At 41.3% G+C, this 16821-nt stretch carries 20 protein-coding genes; 11 read left to right on the top strand and 9 right to left on the bottom strand.

The window, feature by feature from the left end; translation table 11 throughout:
- Positions 1-4: 4 nt before the first annotated feature.
- From panD to DW005_RS03720, 4 genes are all read left to right on the top strand, one after another.
- Complete coding sequence (panD, locus tag DW005_RS03735; RefSeq protein ID WP_117478217.1) at positions 5-391, top strand: aspartate 1-decarboxylase; 387 nt, start codon at positions 5-7, stop codon at positions 389-391.
- Between the two features lie 13 nt (positions 392-404).
- On the top strand, positions 405-1598 hold the full coding sequence (coaBC, locus tag DW005_RS03730) for a bifunctional phosphopantothenoylcysteine decarboxylase/phosphopantothenate--cysteine ligase CoaBC (RefSeq protein WP_117478216.1): 1194 nt from the start codon (positions 405-407) through the stop codon (positions 1596-1598).
- A gap of 125 nt (positions 1599-1723) precedes the next feature.
- Positions 1724-1963 (top strand): Veg family protein, encoded by a 240-nt coding sequence (locus tag DW005_RS03725; RefSeq protein WP_022376294.1) that lies wholly within the window; start codon positions 1724-1726, stop codon positions 1961-1963.
- A gap of 105 nt (positions 1964-2068) precedes the next feature.
- A complete protein-coding gene (locus DW005_RS03720; protein ID WP_181974929.1) occupies positions 2069-3619 on the top strand; it encodes an SPOCS domain-containing protein in 1551 nt (516 codons plus the stop codon).
- Here the strand turns inward: DW005_RS03720 and DW005_RS14330 are convergent.
- The 3 genes from DW005_RS14330 to ispE all read right to left on the bottom strand — a co-directional run bounded on the left by DW005_RS14330 (position 3616) and on the right by ispE (position 5265).
- Positions 3616-3750, bottom strand: coding sequence for a hypothetical protein (locus DW005_RS14330; RefSeq protein WP_278286499.1), 135 nt, complete (start codon positions 3748-3750; stop codon positions 3616-3618). The genes DW005_RS03720 and DW005_RS14330 overlap by 4 nt on opposite strands.
- A complete protein-coding gene (locus tag DW005_RS03715) occupies positions 3722-4303 on the bottom strand; it encodes a hypothetical protein (protein WP_117478214.1) in 582 nt (193 codons plus the stop codon). Before DW005_RS03715 ends, DW005_RS14330 begins: the two co-directional genes overlap by 29 nt.
- A gap of 98 nt (positions 4304-4401) precedes the next feature.
- Positions 4402-5265, bottom strand: a complete 864-nt coding sequence (ispE, locus tag DW005_RS03710) for a 4-(cytidine 5'-diphospho)-2-C-methyl-D-erythritol kinase (protein ID WP_022376291.1) — start codon at positions 5263-5265, stop codon at positions 4402-4404.
- A gap of 122 nt (positions 5266-5387) precedes the next feature.
- Between ispE and spoIIR the strand changes: the two genes are divergently transcribed.
- The 6 genes from spoIIR (at position 5388) to DW005_RS03680 (ending at position 11210) form a co-directional block, all read left to right on the top strand.
- Entirely contained in the window at positions 5388-6023 is a 636-nt protein-coding gene (gene spoIIR / locus DW005_RS03705; RefSeq protein ID WP_022376290.1) for a stage II sporulation protein R, read from the top strand.
- A gap of 101 nt (positions 6024-6124) precedes the next feature.
- A complete protein-coding gene (locus tag DW005_RS03700) occupies positions 6125-7174 on the top strand; it encodes a D-alanine--D-alanine ligase family protein (protein ID WP_117478213.1) in 1050 nt (349 codons plus the stop codon).
- Positions 7175-7185: 11 nt separating this feature from the next.
- On the top strand, positions 7186-7620 hold the full coding sequence (locus DW005_RS03695) for a DUF1934 domain-containing protein (protein ID WP_022376288.1): 435 nt from the start codon (positions 7186-7188) through the stop codon (positions 7618-7620).
- A 12-nt stretch (positions 7621-7632) separates the two neighbouring features.
- On the top strand, positions 7633-8478 hold the full coding sequence (gene dapF / locus DW005_RS03690; RefSeq protein WP_147324411.1) for a diaminopimelate epimerase: 846 nt from the start codon (positions 7633-7635) through the stop codon (positions 8476-8478).
- A complete protein-coding gene (locus DW005_RS03685; protein ID WP_117478212.1) occupies positions 8475-9497 on the top strand; it encodes an HD-GYP domain-containing protein in 1023 nt (340 codons plus the stop codon). The genes dapF and DW005_RS03685 overlap by 4 nt, the downstream gene beginning before the upstream one ends.
- 300 nt (positions 9498-9797) lie before the next feature.
- A complete protein-coding gene (locus DW005_RS03680; RefSeq protein ID WP_117478211.1) occupies positions 9798-11210 on the top strand; it encodes an ATP-binding protein in 1413 nt (470 codons plus the stop codon).
- A gap of 42 nt (positions 11211-11252) precedes the next feature.
- On the opposite strand, the gene DW005_RS03675 is transcribed toward DW005_RS03680, so the two are convergent.
- The 6 genes from DW005_RS03675 to DW005_RS03650 all read right to left on the bottom strand — a co-directional run bounded on the left by DW005_RS03675 (position 11253) and on the right by DW005_RS03650 (position 15325).
- On the bottom strand, positions 11253-11987 hold the full coding sequence (locus DW005_RS03675; RefSeq protein ID WP_181974928.1) for a zinc ribbon domain-containing protein: 735 nt from the start codon (positions 11985-11987) through the stop codon (positions 11253-11255).
- A 258-nt stretch (positions 11988-12245) separates the two neighbouring features.
- A complete protein-coding gene (locus tag DW005_RS03670) occupies positions 12246-12704 on the bottom strand; it encodes a hypothetical protein (RefSeq protein ID WP_117478209.1) in 459 nt (152 codons plus the stop codon).
- 75 nt (positions 12705-12779) lie between these two features.
- Complete coding sequence (locus DW005_RS03665) at positions 12780-13511, bottom strand: lysophospholipid acyltransferase family protein (RefSeq protein WP_117478208.1); 732 nt, start codon at positions 13509-13511, stop codon at positions 12780-12782.
- A 15-nt stretch (positions 13512-13526) separates the two neighbouring features.
- Positions 13527-14399: a M15 family metallopeptidase gene (locus tag DW005_RS03660; protein ID WP_022376283.1), complete on the bottom strand. Its 873-nt coding sequence runs from the start codon at positions 14397-14399 to the stop codon at positions 13527-13529.
- A gap of 111 nt (positions 14400-14510) precedes the next feature.
- Positions 14511-14987: a QueT transporter family protein gene (locus DW005_RS03655; RefSeq protein ID WP_117478207.1), complete on the bottom strand. Its 477-nt coding sequence runs from the start codon at positions 14985-14987 to the stop codon at positions 14511-14513.
- Between the two features lie 71 nt (positions 14988-15058).
- Positions 15059-15325, bottom strand: a complete 267-nt coding sequence (locus DW005_RS03650) for a TIGR03905 family TSCPD domain-containing protein (RefSeq protein ID WP_022377765.1) — start codon at positions 15323-15325, stop codon at positions 15059-15061.
- 91 nt (positions 15326-15416) lie between these two features.
- Between DW005_RS03650 and DW005_RS03645 the strand changes: the two genes are divergently transcribed.
- On the top strand, positions 15417-16808 hold the full coding sequence (locus DW005_RS03645; protein ID WP_242989351.1) for a CCA tRNA nucleotidyltransferase: 1392 nt from the start codon (positions 15417-15419) through the stop codon (positions 16806-16808).
- Positions 16809-16821: the final 13 nt, after the last annotated feature.

Below are 16821 nucleotides of genomic sequence, written 5' to 3'. Positions count from 1 at the left end.
CGTCATGACAATTCAGATGTTAAAAGGGAAAATACACCGTGCCAAAGTGGTTCAGGCAGAATTAAATTATGTTGGCAGTATTACGGTTGACCCGGTTTTAATGGAGGCGGCCGGCATTTACGAATATGAAAAAGTGCAGATTGTCGATGTAGAAAATGGAAGCCGTTTTGAGACTTACACGATTGCCGGGGAGCCGGGAAGTGGTATGATTTGCTTAAATGGGGCAGCTGCGAGAATGGTTCAGGTAGAAGACCACATTATTATTATGAGTTATTGCGATTTGACGCCTGAGGAAGTATTCGGCCATAAGCCAAAAGTCGTTTTTGTAGATGACAAAAACCAGATTAAACGTGTATCTTCTTATGAAAAACATGGTCAGTTGTCTGACTAAGAAGGGGGATTTTATGTTACAGGGAAAAACTATTGTGCTTGGTGTGACAGGCAGTATTGCCGCATACAAAATCGCAAATCTGACGAGTATGCTGACAAAACTTCACGCCGACGTACATGTTTTGATGACACAAAATGCAACCAATTTTATCAATCCGATTACGTTTGAGACGCTGACGAATCACAAATGCTTAGTCGATACGTTTGATAGAAACTTTAACTATAATATTGAGCATGTTTCGCTTGGTAACAAAGCGGATTTGGTTTTAGTTGCGCCGGCAAGTGCGAATATTATTGCGAAAATGGCAAATGGAATTGCAGATGATATGCTCAGTACAACGCTTCTTGCGTGCCGTTGTAAAAAATTGGTGGCACCGGCGATGAACACCAATATGTATGAGAATCCGATTACGCAGGCAAATCTTCAAAAATTGAGAGATTTCGGAATGGAGGTTATTGAACCGGCAACCGGACTTCTTGCGTGCAAAGCAGTCGGAAAGGGGAAAATGCCTTCAGAGGAAGTGCTGCTTTCTCATATTTTACAGGAAATCCAGTATGAACATGATATGGAAGGAAAACGGGTTTTAATTACAGCCGGACCGACGAGAGAGGCGATTGACCCGGTGCGTTATCTGACGAATCATTCGACCGGAAAGATGGGATATGCACTTGCTAAAACGGCAGCAAGACGTGGAGCCAAGGTTACACTGGTGAGCGGTCCGTGTGAACTGCCGGTACCGCTTCATGTGGATGTTGTGCCGGTTGAGAGCGCAGCGGATATGTTTGAGGCAGTGAAAACACGTGCCAGAGAGCAGGATATTATCATCAAGGCAGCAGCTGTTGCCGATTATACGCCGGTTACGGTAAATACAGAAAAGACGAAAAAGAAAGACGGCGAAGCGTCGATTGCGCTGAAGCGGACAACGGATATTTTATCATGGCTCGGTGAACATAAAGAAAAAGGACAGTTTTTATGTGGCTTTTCCATGGAAACCGAAAATATGTTAGAAAACTCGAAAAAGAAATTAGAGAAGAAACACGCCGATATGATTGTGGCGAACAATCTGAAAGTTGCCGGTGCCGGATTTGGAACGGATACAAATGTCGTTACTTTGATTACGAAAGAGGGGGCAAAAGAGCTTCCAATCCAGACAAAGGATGAGGTTTCTTACGAGATTTTGAATGAAATTATGAATAAAATGGCTTAAAACTGCATAAGATAGTAAGGACGGTATGTGATGACGAGGATACCATAAATTGACAACCACAATAAAATGTGGTATACTTGTATGCGTATGCTATATATCGTGTTTTAAGAACGGAGGGATATCTTATGGTAAGAGCCAGTGTTGGCAGTGTCCGGCGTGCCGTAGCGGAGCATGTAGGAAGTAAAGTAAAGGTTCGGAGTAATCTGGGAAGACACAAATATGATGTAACCGAAGGTGTGATTACGGAAACATATCCCTGCATCTTTCTTGTGCAGGTGAAAAACGCGGAAGAGAATAGTTACCAAACGGTATCATACAGTTACACGGATGTCATTACAAAGGACGTACAATTAACTCTGTGCTAGTAGAGAGAGAACTAATAAATGGAGAAATCCGGTTTATTAGTTCTTTTTTTGTTTCATTGGAATATATATTGTAAGAGACAACTACGAAACAAGGAGGCCAAACGATTGAACCTGATTACAAAGCGAGTTCATATGAACCGGTGTAACGGCAGGGAAGTTAAGCAGCTTACACTTGACCGCGATTTCAATGTGCCGGATGCCAGACCGGATGCGTTACAGATAATGAAAGAACAGGGAGAGGTACAGATAGAGGAAGTTCATATGATGGAGGGAAAGGCAAGTGTAAAAGGACTTTTGCATTTCCAGATTTTATATGCATCGGATGGGGATATTCCGGTGAGTGAGATGACAGGGACAATTCCTTTTGAGGAAACTATTTTGCTGCCACAGGCAAAGGCCGAGGATGAAATTTCGGTGCAGGCGGAGATTGGCGACTTAAAAAGTGAGTTAATTAATTCCAGAAAATTAGGAATGAAAGCAATTGTTGTACTTAATGTGACGGCAGGAAGCGTTTGCGATTGTGAGGGAGCCATTGACATTGAAGGTGGAGAAGATATTTATACCAAAAAAAGAACGGCAGAAGTTTCCTATCTGGTTTTTAGTAAAAAAGATACGCTGCGGGTACGGGATGAGTGGAAAATTCCCGGAACGAAAGATGCAATGCAGCGGATTTTGTACTCGGATGTTTGCATTGGGGAACTAAACACAAGGATGGAAGAAGAAAAACTTCTTGTCGAAGGGCAGGCAAATGTTTTCGTTATTTATCTGGGCGAGGGAGAAAATCCTTCCATTAATTATTTTGAAAACACACTGCCAATTGAGGGGCATATTGACTGCCATGGATGCAATGCGGACATGGTCGAACAGGTGACTGCCTCCATTCACAGCAGGGATTTAGGTGTGAAAGAAGATGAAGATGGCGAATTCCGTGTGCTGGAAGTCGAAGTTGTATTCGCGTTTGATATGAAAGTGTACGGTCAGGAAAAAATTGACCTTCTCACGGATTTTTATTCGCTAAAAGAAAAGTGCAAACCGGTTTATGAGCCATCCTATTTTGAAAATCTGAAAATTCATAATAAAAGCAAATGCCGATTTACCGGTATGGTAACGGCGGGTGAATTTGCGCCGCTGCAAATTTGGAATGTAAGCGGTTCTCTGTTTATTGACCATAAAGAACAGAAAGAAGAAGGGCTATTGGTAAGAGGGGCACTTTTGGTAAGTGTGTTATACCAGACCGGGGATGAAAGGGTTCCGCTCGCGACGGCAAAGGGTACGATTCCATTTGAGCAGTTGTTAGAGGCAAACGGTCTTACGAACAATAGCCATATCAATCTCCATGGTATGTTAGAGCAGGTAAGTGCTTCTCTCACCGGAGAAAAAGAGATTGAAATTAAGGCAGTTGCCGCGCTGGATTTACTTGTATTTGACCGGATGGAAGAACCAATTGTTTCCGGATATGAAAGTGAGGAAGTGGACTGGGATGCCTTCCGCAGTGCGCCCGGTATGGTCGGTTACGTGGTACAGGAAAAAGAAACTCTCTGGGATATTGCGAAAAAGTTTTTTACAACCGTCGAGGCAATTATGGAAGTCAACCAAAAAGAAACCGAACAGGTACAAACAGGCGATATGATTTTAATTCTAAAAGAAGTATCTTAAAAGAAAGAAGCACCCATCAGCTCGTATTGTCCGGTATGCTCTGCATCCGGCGGACGAATTGGTGAGTGCTTCTTATCATAAGATATCAAAGATATCGGGTTTTTATGCATCTGTTTCGGAAGTTGTGCCATCGCGCCATGCTTCCATTTTTTTAACGGCAGCATCAATTGTCTTCTGACAAATGTCAGGGAGTTTATCACCCCATGCTTCGGTTGCTTCATCAAATCCCTTTTTGATGGCGGCAATCAAAGTATCTGCCTTGGATGTATCTCCACCGCTCAATGCCTGAGCCATGGAAACGAGACGATCACTCGTCTGTTCAACACCCCAGTAACCATCATCAGCAATGTCTTTCTGTGCCTGTTCAATGGTAGCAGGGTCTGCCTGAATGTCTTTGAACAAATCAGCAAGTTTGGTATACTTTCCTGCCTGTTTGCCAAGAAGTTTTGTTACCAGATTCTGAAGTTGTTCATTTTTCGTTGACAATTCTTTTTTCATGGTGGCAACAACAGAAGAATAATCTTTTATCTTGTTTGATTTGTCATCTGTTTTGCTTGAAGTTTCATATACAACACCAATGTCTTTTGCATCCGCAGTATTTGTTGTCTGGGAAGTTTTTGTTTTTGCTGTTGTCTGTGGCGTCGTATAAGAACTGTTTGCACTTGTAATTCCATTTACACTCATAAGGTTCCATCCTTTCTGTGCCTGTGGCACGCTGCATTCTATGTTCTCTACTTTACATATCGGCAGATTACAGAGAATAGTTTAGTGTATTCTAAAAATTACCGGTACAAATCCGTCACAAAGACAAAACACCGGTAAGGGAGTTCACGGCATTTCTCCTTGGCAGCCATTGCTTTGTCTTTATCATCAAAAATACCGAATACCGTTGGTCCGCTTCCGCTCATTAAGGAACCGAGTGCACCATTTTGCAGCATACATTCTTTGATGGCGGCAATCTGTGGATAGGCGGGAATCGTTACGGACTCCAAAACATTTCCAATCTGGTTACTCAGTGAAAGAAGGTCGCGCTTTTTCATCGAAGCTAACATGCCATCAATATCCGGATGATTTGTGTGCTCATCGAGTACAAGATTGGTATACACCCATTTTGTGGAAACGTGGATGTTTGGTTTGGCAATTAGAATATAGCAGGAAGGCATCGCTGGAATGGTCGATAACTTTTCACCGATTCCTTCGGAAAGAGCGGTTCCTTTTAAAATGCAGTAAGGAATATCTGCGCCCAATTTCACACCACGCTTCATCAGGTGTCGTTTGCTAAGTCCCAGTCCATATAAGTCATTGATGGCAAGCATACACGATGCGGCATCGGTACTTCCCCCTGCCATACCGGCGGCAACCGGAATCCGCTTGTCAAGTTTGATATCAAGTCCGCCCTCCAAATGGAATTCATCCATCAGACGTTTGGCGCTTTGATAGACAAGATTATCTTCATTTACCGGAAGATAGGAAAGGTTTGTTGTCAATTTAATCCCCGGCTCTTTCGTCTTTGTGAGTGTCAGCCGGTCAAACAGGCGGATGCTCTGCATAATCATTTTTACTTCGTGGTAGCCATCTTCGCGGCGTCTAATGACATCCAGCCCAATATTAATTTTTGCCGGTGCATTTATCCAAATCGAATCCATTTCATTTCTCCCTTCTGCTTTTGTAAAGAGTGTACCATAAATTCATTTTCCTGCAAAGTGTATAAATAGAAAAGATTCGTCAATGCTATGATTAGACAATATGAAATCAGGAGGAAATAAAAATGACAGGAAAGAAAAAGTGGATTGCGATTGCGGGATTGTTTGTGGTGACGTTTGTTCTCATGTTTTTTTATGCAAGACAGATGAGACAAAACCGGATGCAGAAAGATATTGCGAAGGAAATTCTGCGGCTTCACGTGGTTGCCAATAGCGACAGCAAAAAAGACCAGGCATTGAAAATGGAAGTAAAAGAGGCGGTTGTTACATATCTGCGCGGTGTAATGCAGGATGCAGAAAGTGTGGATGAGGCGCGTATACAAATTCAGAAAAGGCTTCCGGAGATTGAAGCGGTTGCGAAGGAGAAAATGCAGCAAAAGGGCTATTCTTATGATGCGGATGCCACACTCTCGTCCTGCTACTTTCCGGTGAAAACATATGGCGATATGATTTTTCCGGCGGGCGAGTATGAGGCACTGAAAGTAAATTTGGGAAAAAGTGCGGGAAAAAACTGGTGGTGTGTGATGTATCCGACGCTGTGTTTTGTGGACTCCACATACCAGATTGTGCCGGGAGAATCCAAGGAAAAATTAAAGAAATGTTTGACGGAAGAGGAGTACAATTCACTGCTTGATGGGGAAAATGGTATCGAAACGTCGTCTTTGTTCATAGAATGGATTAGGAATATTCTTTTTTCTTGAAAAAAAAGGGGTTCCGTGATAAAGTATAGGAGGTGTCATATACTTTTATTAGGTATATGAAAAAGTTACCGGCAGGGTGAAATACCCGGAAAGGGGTTCCTATGAAAAAGAGGGTAGCAGTGATTTTTGGTGGACAGTCATCGGAGCATGATGTGTCCTGTGTTTCCGCAGCAAATGTAATCGATGGACTGCGGGAAGATAAATATGATATTTACCGAATTGGTATTACGAAAGAGGGCAAATGGCTTTTTGTGGAAGATACCGATTCGATTCGAGATGGTTCATGGGTAGAGGGTACGGTGACAGCAGTGATTTCACCGGATCATGGAAAGAAAGGAATCTGGAAAGTAACGGGAAATGATGTGGAAGTGATTCCGATTGATGTGGCTTTTCCGGTTCTGCATGGTAAGTTTGGAGAAGATGGAACGATTCAGGGTCTTTTTGAACTGGCGGGAATTCCGTATGTGGGATGTGATGTTTTAGCATCCGCTGCAAGTATGGATAAGATTTCAACAAAGATTTTTGCTGACCGCACCGGTGTCCGTCAGGCAGCTTATGTGGCAGATACTGCAAGAGATTTGAGTGAAAAAGAAGAGACAATTGCAAAGGTAGAAGAGAAACTGGGATATCCGGTTTTTGTAAAGCCATCCAATGCCGGTTCTTCACAGGGTGTCAGCAAGGCACATAACAGAGAAGAGTTAGAAAAAGCGCTGGCACTTGCGAAAAAACATGACCATCGTGTATTGATTGAGGAAACGATTATCGGACGAGAAGTGGAGTGTGCCATTTTAGGCGGACAAAATCCAAAAGCTTCGCCGGTTGGTGAGATTTTGGCGGCAGCAGAGTTTTATGATTTTGATGCCAAGTATAACAATGCGAAATCGAAGACGGTAATTGACCCGGATTTGCCGGATGAAGTGAAGGAGAAAATCCGGACAAATGCAGTAGCGGTATTTCGCGCCGTGGGCGGTTTTGGATTATCGCGTGTTGACTTCTTTGTGGAGCAGGGAACGAACGAAGTGATTTTCAATGAAATTAATACACTTCCGGGATTTACCAACATCAGTATGTATCCGATGCTTTGGAAGGCAGCAGGGTTTGAGAAAGAAGAATTGTTAGATCAGATTATTGCACTTGCATTTGAAAGATAAGGAGTCAGAACATGACAAAAGAGGTTAAACTTAGAATCTGCGGCATGCATATGCACGGCGAAGACGGCGACCGCGATGATGTGGAAGTGATTTCTGTTGGGCAGATGTGTGAGAGAGATGGATTTGCATGGATTACCTATGAGGAAGTTGTGGAAGAGGAAGAAAATGGACTTGTCTCCGTTGTGAAAAATCTGGTGAAATACAAAGACGACCAGTTAGAGATTATCAAGCATGGTCCGGCGGAAAGCCATATGGTGTTTGTGCCAAATGAGACGACGTATTCATATTATTCGACGCCGGTTGGGGAGCTGGAGATTGCGCTTAGCACGAAATCGCTCCAGAAGATACTCACCGAGCGGGGATTTCATTTGAAGTTAGATTATGATTTGGAACTGAACCAGACATTTTTGTCTAACTGCAATGTAGATATTTTCATTGAAGAATAAAGGAGGAGTTGTGTGAGTAAATTACATTTTACGAAAATGCACGGAACCGGCAATGATTATGTTTATGTAAATTTATTTACAGAACAAATAGACGATGCATCCAAACTGGCGGTTTTTGTGAGCGACAGACATTTTGGAATTGGCTCCGATGGCTTGATTCTGATTGCACCGTCTAAAACTGCGGACTGTCGTATGATTATGTATAATGCAGACGGCTCGGAAGGTGCGATGTGTGGAAACGGGATTCGCTGTGTCGCAAAGTATGCGTATGAGCATGGAATAGTTCATTCAGATGAGATTACGATTGAAACAAAGAGCGGCATAAAAGCATTAAAACTTACCGTGGAAAACGGATTGGTTACTTACATAACGGTAAATATGGGACAGGCGGTATTGGAACCTGCAAAGATTCCGGTATCAGCAGATGGCGATACATTTGTTGCTAGAAAACTTGTGGTTGACGGAAAAGAGTATGAAGCCACTTGTGTTTCAATGGGAAATCCGCATTGTGTGATTTTTACAGAGGGAATTGATGATTTAGATTTGGAAAAAATTGGACCATCTTTTGAAAACCACGAGTTATTTCCGGACCGGATTAACACAGAGTTTGTTGAGGTAATCGATGACCACACGATAAAGATGCGGGTGTGGGAACGCGGTTCCGGGGAGACGATTTCCTGCGGAACAGGCACATGTGCATCCGTTGTAGCGGCTGTTTTAAATGGCTTTTGCAAACGGGGAGAAGAAGTTGAGGTACAGATTCGCGGGGGTAAACTATATGACACGTATTTAGCTAATGGCGAAGTACAGATGAAAGGACCGGCAACGACGGTTTTTGATGGAGAGATTGACGTATGAGATATATCAGTATTGACAGTGCACAGCCCGGAATGATTGTTGGGAAATCCATTTACAATGAGCAGGGCAGCATTTTAGTGAATTACCGGGTCAAATTGACCGAACGGTTAATTTTAAGAATGCGTGATATAGGCTTGGCGGGGTTGTATATTGAAGATGAGATGTCATCAGATATTACAGTAGAAGATTTGATTAGTGACGAATTGGGGGTAAAGGCGACTAAGGCATTGACAAAACTTGATATTGATGCTGCACTTAAAGTGGCAAGTGATATTACGGAAGAGTTAAGCTTAAATGGTGATATTAATGTCAACTTAATCAGTATGCGGACAAACTCGGATTATACTTATAAACATTCGGTAAATGTGGCGGTTTTGTCGGTGCTTACAGGTATCGGAATCGGATTAAAAAAATCGATTCTGAAGGAACTTTCGGCAGCAGGGCTTTTGCATGATATCGGAAAACTTAATTTGCCGCTTGATTTATTGGAAAAGGCAGGTCCGCTTTCTGAGGAAGAGTATGAGACAATGAAAACGCACTCAGAGCTTGGCTATGAAAGACTCAAAGAGAACATTAACATCAGTTCCAAGACGAAAATGGGTGTTTATATGCACCATGAAAATGTAAATGGTTCCGGTTATCCGCTGGGACTGCGCGACGACCAGATTTATATGTTTGCAAAAATCATTCACATTGCGGATGTTTATGATGCGATTACAAGTGAGCGCCCGTATAAAAAAGCACAGTCACCAAAAGAGGCCATTGAGTTTTTGATGAACAATGCAGGAAAAATGTTCCAGCCGGAATATGTAAAGGCATTCATTACTTACATACCGGTTTATCCAAAGGGACGTAACGTGATATTGTCGGATGGTAACGTTGCGGTCGTGGTAGAGAATCGCCAGTACCATACGCTCTACCCGGTTGTGCGCCGGTTATCCGATGGTGAAACGATTGATTTGGCAGAACAAAATGAGAATCTTAGTGAGCCACTTTCGATTTTGGATTTTGAGAGGTAATAAAAAAAGACCCGGGTTCAAAGCGGGATATTTGCGTGAGCAAATATAGCTTTGAACCCGGCTTCTTTTTTTATTTGAGAATGGAGAAGGGAGGGTATTTGAAAAGGGAGTTGACAATGTGCGAAATATGATGTATGTTATGTGCATGATAAAACATTAAAGACGGACTGGCATTGGGTAAATTATATAAAGATGCGATGCAGGTATTGCTGTCAGTGGCAGAAAATGAAACTTGAAGAATGGATTCATACAAAATGGACATAATGGGAAAGTATTGGTTTATAGAGGAGGTGGTTTTTAATGGATATAAAGCAGTTAATTGGTGAAACCACGTATTATGACAAGAAGCTTGCGCTAGAGACAAAAAGACCTAAAAGCTGGTGTAAAAGTATCAGTGCATTTGCAAATTGTTTTGGTGGCAAGCTGGTATTCGGTGTAGCAGATGATGATGAGTTGGTGGGGCTTGCTAATGCAGAAGAAGATGCAGAAAAAATTAGTGAGGCAATTAAAATACATTTAAATCCTATACCAGATGTTAAACTTTCTTTTCAAAAAGATGGAGCAAAGACGTTTATTATTGTAGAAGTAATGAAAGGACAGCAGACGCCATATTATTATGATGGAGATGGGCAGCTTGTTGCATTTATGCGCATAGGAAATGAAAGTGTTCCAGCTACACCGTCCCAGTTAAGAGAGTTAGTACTTCGTGGAAGTGGAGAAAGCTATGATAGTCTGAAATCAAGATATGATTTTAGTGATATGTCTTTTACAAAATTAAAATCGGTATATAAGAAGAGAACAGGAAATACATTTGATGATACAGATTATGAATCTTTTGGTTTGGTTGATGAAAATGGAAATCTTACCAATGCAGGTGCACTTTTGGCAGATGAATCTCCAGTGCGTCACTCTAGATTGTTTTGCACAAGATGGAATGGATTAACTAAGGCATCAGGAATAGTGGATGCACTTGATGATAAGGAATATTCAGGAAGCCTTGTAACTTTATTGCAGTCCGGAACGGAATTCATTAGAAATAATTCAAAGAAGGCATGGCGGAAGGTGGATGATGGCAGAATAGATATGCCTGATTATCCGGAGCGAGCAGTGCTTGAAGGTTTAGTAAATGCTCTGATTCATCGAAGTTATACGGATATAGGAAGTGAAGTTCATATAGATATGTTCGATGATAGAATAGAAATATATTCACCGGGAGGAATGGTAAGTGGTATATCTTTAAAAGGAAAAGATATGTTGAAGATTCCTTCAAAACGAAGGAATCCAATTTTAGCTGATATTTTCAGTCGTTTAAAATACATGGAACGTAGAGGCAGTGGTTTTAAGAAAATTTTGGCAGACTACGAGGAACAGGTAGAATTTGATGAGACGAAGATGCCAGTCTTTGAAGCAGATTATGATGATTTTACATTGACTTTGTATAATTTGAATTATGTCGCTAATTATTTGGCAGAGACTAATGGAGTTGAAGACGGCACTCAAGACGGCACTCAAGGTGGCACTCAAGGTGGCACTCAAGAAAATATACAGACCCAAATTTTTGATATGATAAAAGAAAACGAAAAAATTTCTACATCCGATATTGCCATAAAGCTTGGTATCAGCGTAAGAACAGTAAAAAGAAGAATAAAACAAATGCCAAATGTGTCATATATTGGAAGTGGTTACAGCGGTCACTGGGAGATAGAAAAATAATAAATGGAGGTCGTACTTATAAAGTATGACCTCCATAAAAATTTACCGCTCCTCTTTTTTTGAATCTATTTTTGTTTGAGCATCCGTTATATCTTCTAAATAGTTATCCATTTTTTCATCATATTCTTTGTAATTATACCCATAACTTTCTTCCATTTTATACATATTAGTAACCGTTTCATGTGTACTAGAAATTATTTTTTTTAACTCTAATATATTTTTGTTCTTGGACTTAATACGAGCTAGTTTTGCATATAAATCTTTTTCTTTTCCGACATCTTCTACACATTCATCTAATAAACTTTCAACATAACTGCTACTACTAAATTCTGAAAGTGCGTCATTGGAGTCACTATAAAAAGCCCCTTTTGAATCCTTTGTAAAATCATCTGTTTCATCCGATTCAATATTCCAAATGCAATTATACCACACTTTTCTTTTTTGACTTGTATAATCAAGCCAATATTCATGTATATCTCTTAATGCTTTGGAATAGGTATCACAATAATTATAGAATTGTTCCTCTTGCTTTTTTACTTGCTCTTTCATCAATTTTTCTTCTTTATTTGACTTAATTTGTTTTCCTATAAAAAAAGCTGCCAACCCTATAACCACAAGTATTAAGAAAATAATTAAACTAATTATAATGATTTTTTTTGAGCCTTTTCCTTTCTGCTGTTCTTTTATATGGTCTGTTATGGTTGCTCCACAATTGGGACAAAAAGATACAGTATCACTGATTTTCTTTTTGCATTCAGGACACTTAATTAAACTCATAAAACAATCTCCTTCCGTTATTTTATTTATAAATAATAGCATATGAGTAAAATATGTCAAACCTTGTTGGATTAAAGAATGGGGAAGGGAGGGTTCTTGAAAAGGGAGTTGACAAAAAACAACTTCCCCCTGTTACAAGCTTCTCTTTCCCTTATCCGCAAGCAGAAACATAGAAAAACAGCAAGCTATATTTGCGTGAGCAAATATCCCGCTTGCTACTTTTTCTATGTTTCTGCAATTTCTATCTTTCTGCGATATTTATCTTCCTGCCTTTTTCAATGCTTTCAATTTACTTCTTTGCCAGAATCCGAGTTTTTCTTCCGGATTGTCAAGCACGTTACGTCCTTTGACGCCCATAATGTAAATTCCGCTGATGACAACTTTTAATTCTTTCTTTACCGGGAGAACCGGGAAGATTTTTTCGTCGCACATCAAAGACATTACTTTTGGTCCGATTTTAGCTTTGACAATCGGTACTTTTGAGCCACGGAGATATTTCGGTGTGTTTTCCAAAACCATCTTTGGAAGACCGGAATCTTTTAATTTCATCCGTTTTTTGTCAATGACAAGAATGGTTGCTGTCTGGGATGCGGCCTGCATCTGTGCCTGCGATTCGTCCTGCTTCTTCTGCATTTTTTTGCCTAAGAAGTAAAGAACGACCATGACAACAACTAATACAATGGCAACAATTGCTAAAATAGTTAAAAAAACATGCATGGTTTGCGATTCCTCCACTTCATAAAAATTTCAAACTGGAACTATTCTATCATGGAATGGGAAAAAAAGAAAGGTTTAGCTGATTTTTTTTCGATTTTCCTCATACATTTCCTCAATAATTCCACGCACGTAAACGCCGAGGTGTTTTTTTGTTTCCTTATCCAGCTCTTCAGGATAAATTGGTTTTCCGTATTCAATCAGGATTTTTCCCTTTTTAATCCAAGGCAGATTATTTTCAAAAATATTTTCGGTGTTGCATAAGCAGACCGGGATAATCGGACATTTTCCCTTGGTGGCAATCTTCATACTGCCTTCTTTAAATTCAAGCAGTGTATCGGTTGCATTTCGGGTTCCCTCCGGTGCAATGTAAATGGAATAGCCGTTTTTTACGAGTGTGATGGCAGATAAAATAACCTGCAGATTCTGTTTTACATCACCACGGTCCATAAACAGACAATTTAAAAAATACATCCACTGTGCGACACAAGGCATTTTCTTAATTTCCATTTTCGAAATAAAAGCGGTCTGATTCGGAACCGTTGCGTAAGCTAAAATGATGTCATAAAAGCTTCGGTGGTTGGCGGCATACATTACCGGTGTGTCTTTCGGAATATTTTCTACGCCAATAATGGTCTTTTTGCAGCCCGAAACAAACATTACAAGATTAAACGCTCCCTTAACAATGACTTGTGCGATGTGGGCTGCCGCACGTGGGCTGATAAGCCGCACAATTGCTTCAATCAGGTACATTGGAAGGCTTAAAATCGTAATAACAACATATAAAATTAAAATAATAATGGTTCTCATACAAGTACCCCTTTTCTATTGATTTGGTGCCGGAGACGGCGGTGAGGTTTCATATTCATCGGGATTCTCCACATCGACTTTCGGTGTATTTTCATCCGCTTTTTGGTTGACACCATATAATTCCTCAAGTGTCAGCTTATTCTTTTTTAAGTAACTGGCATAGCTGACGCCGACATAGCGAATGTGCCATGGTTCGTAAGAATAGCCGGTAAGTTTTGTTTTTCCTTTCGGATAGCGGATAATATAGCCGTATTTGTGAGCATTTTTGGCGAGCCATCTGCCCTCTTTGGTAGAGCCAAAACGCTCGGTCAATAAGCAGCCTACCGAACTGGCGGAAACATCAATTGTAAGACCTGTTTGATGTTCACTGCTGCCGGGTTTTGCGGATAAAGAATCCGTCGCTTTTTTTCCATGCAGTGCAACGTTTCTTGAGTAAATGGATTTCTGGCGTTCATACGAACGGTAGCCCGAAACACCATATAAAATAATGCCCTTTTTCTCGGCGGCCCGAAACATTTTTGACAGTGCTTTGGATGCAACACGCCGCATTTTTCGTTTGTCGTCGTGTGAGTTCGAACTGAATCGAACGGAAATCTCGACCAAATCTTTTGGTACATAGGTCGATGGCAGCAGATAGTCGCGGCTTACAAGTGCCGTGTAACTGCCGGGTACTACATCTAAGGGAACCGTAACATTGTTTGTTGTAATGCTCTCAAGGTTTGAGGGAAGTAAAGGTGGCTCAGTCGGTTCCGGTTTTGTCGCAGATGGTGTTGTCACACGGGGCGTGGAAATGGAATCGGACGTTGTTTGTAAGTGCGTCTGTCTCCAGTAATAAATTCCTGCCACGGTGACAAAGAATACTGCGAAAATCAAAAGTATTCGCTTCATAAGTGTCTCTATCCTCAAATAACTGAATATTATCGTGTAAGCACGAAATTTTTATCCTAATATTACAATTATACCCTTATAAAGCGTAAAAATCAATGCCTCAAGGCATTTTTAGAACAGTGTATGGTTCACTTTTTTGAGTGCTCCGTATAAAATCATGCCGAGTAAATAACAGGAAATAATTTCTCCTGCGCCAACGGTTGCTATCATAAAAGGAAATGCGTCTGTTGCACCATAGGCAAAACGAAGGACAAATGGCACAATAATCATATTGGAAACAATTGGCGGAATTGGCACCAGCCATGTATGGCGGCGAAGTGCATACGAGCCGAGTGCACCGATTAAGGTAGCAACGCTTCCGAAAATAATATCGAGAAGAACACACCCGGTCAGGGTATTGCTCAATAGACATCCGATGACAAGTCCCGGAATTGCTGCCGGTGTAAAGGCTGGCAGTATGGTTAATGCTTCGGAAACACGAACTTGAATAACGCCGCTTGCAAAGGCGCTGAATACATAAGTCAACACGACATAGAGGGCAGCGATAACGGCTGCCTGACAGATAAATACTAATTTTTTGCTTTTCATTTTTTTCTCTCCTTAGTTTTGTTTAATGAGTGGATGGTTTCGAACACTCAGTCAAAGCAGACCAATTTCTACTAGGCATTGGCTGCTTTTTCAGCCTCATAGGCTTCTCTGACTGCATGAGCCAGCTGGTCGCCACAGGAAGTGCCTTTAAATCCACATTGGATGCCGGATAATTTGTTTGAAATTTCATCTACGGTTAATCCATCAACCAGTGCAGGAATGGCTTTCAAATTTCCATCACAGCCACCATAAAACTTTACATTTGTGATAACGTCACCATTAATTTCCAAATCAATCTGTTTGGAACAAGTACCTTTTGTATAATAGGTGTAATTCATTATCCTTCCCTCCTTTCCTTCGCTCTACATTGTAGCGAAAATATGCTTGTTTGTCAAAGGAAAAAGCGGTATAATATGTTTGGGTGATAACGTGAAAATTCCTGAACAGGTAAAATCGATTATTGAGACATTAGAAGAAAATGGTTACGAGGCATATGCCGTGGGAGGCTGTGTCCGCGACACACTTTTGGGGCGCGTACCGGATGACTGGGATATTACAACGTCTGCGAATCCGATACAGGTGAAAGCCCTTTTTCGGCGTACCATTGATACGGGAATCCAGCATGGAACCGTGACGGTTATGATTGGTGATGACGGTTATGAAGTGACAACCTACCGCATGGACGGCGAATATGAAGACCACCGTCACCCGAAAGAAGTTTTATTTACGCCCAATTTGAATGAAGATTTAAAACGCCGTGATTTTACAATTAATGCGATGGCGTATAATCCGCGTGTTGGAATCGTAGATTTATATGGAGGGCGTGAAGATTTAGAAAAAAAAGTAATCCGTTGTGTCGGTGAGGCAAATGAGCGGTTTGATGAAGATGCACTCCGAATGCTGCGAGGGATTCGGTTTGCCGGACAGCTTCAGTTTGAACTGGAAGAAAAAACATTTTTGGCAATAAAGGAAAAAGCACCGACTTTGGTAAATGTGAGTGCCGAGAGAATCCGCACCGAACTTACCAAGCTTATTGTTTCAAAGGGAAGTGACAAATTACTGCTTGCCGTAGAGACGGGATTAAGCGCATATTTTCTGCCGGAACTTGAAAAAATGCTTGCTACAACGCAGGAAAATCCACATCACTGTTTTGATGTCGGACATCATTCGTTAGCGGCCATTTCTCATATTAATGATTTGGGAGAGCAGGCGGGATTTCGCACAAAAGAGCGGGTAATGTTAGCTTATGCTGCGCTTCTTCATGATGTGGCAAAACCGGACTGCAAGCAGGTTGATGACGAAGGAATTGCCCATTTTTATAAACATCCGGAGTACGGAGCTAAGAAGGCGAGGGGAATTCTCCGCCGGTTAAAATTTGATAATGAAACCGTGGCAACGGTAACGACGTTAATTCGTTATCACGACAGACGTCATGAAAACTGCGTTTTGTCAGATGAGCCGCAGCCGAGAAAAGCAAAGCAGGCGATGCGGCGGTTGATGAATCAGGCAGGGACGGATTTAATGCCGCTTTTGTTTACTTTACAGCAGGCGGATTTGTTGTCACAGAGTGAATATAAACAGAAGGAAAAATTGATGCGCTTAGAGGCTGCGAAGCGCTGCTATCGGGAAATATGCGAGGCGGGCGAGGCAGTCTGTGTGAAAGATTTGACAATTGGTGGCCGTGAGTTGATACAGATGGGGATGACACCGGGACCGGCAATTGGCGAAATGTTGCAACAGTTATTGGAGCATGTGTTGGCGCATCCGGAAGATAACGAGAAAGAGAAACTGCTCTTTTTAGCGAAAGAGTGGAAAAAATAAACGGAGAGGGAGT

It is taken from the genome of Clostridium sp. AF36-4 (genome assembly GCF_003435975.1).
In the GTDB taxonomy this organism is placed as follows: Bacteria; Bacillota; Clostridia; order Lachnospirales; family Lachnospiraceae; genus Eubacterium_F.
The sequence above is the reverse complement of the archived record's forward strand: the minus strand, read 5'-3'. Positions and strand labels throughout refer to the sequence as shown.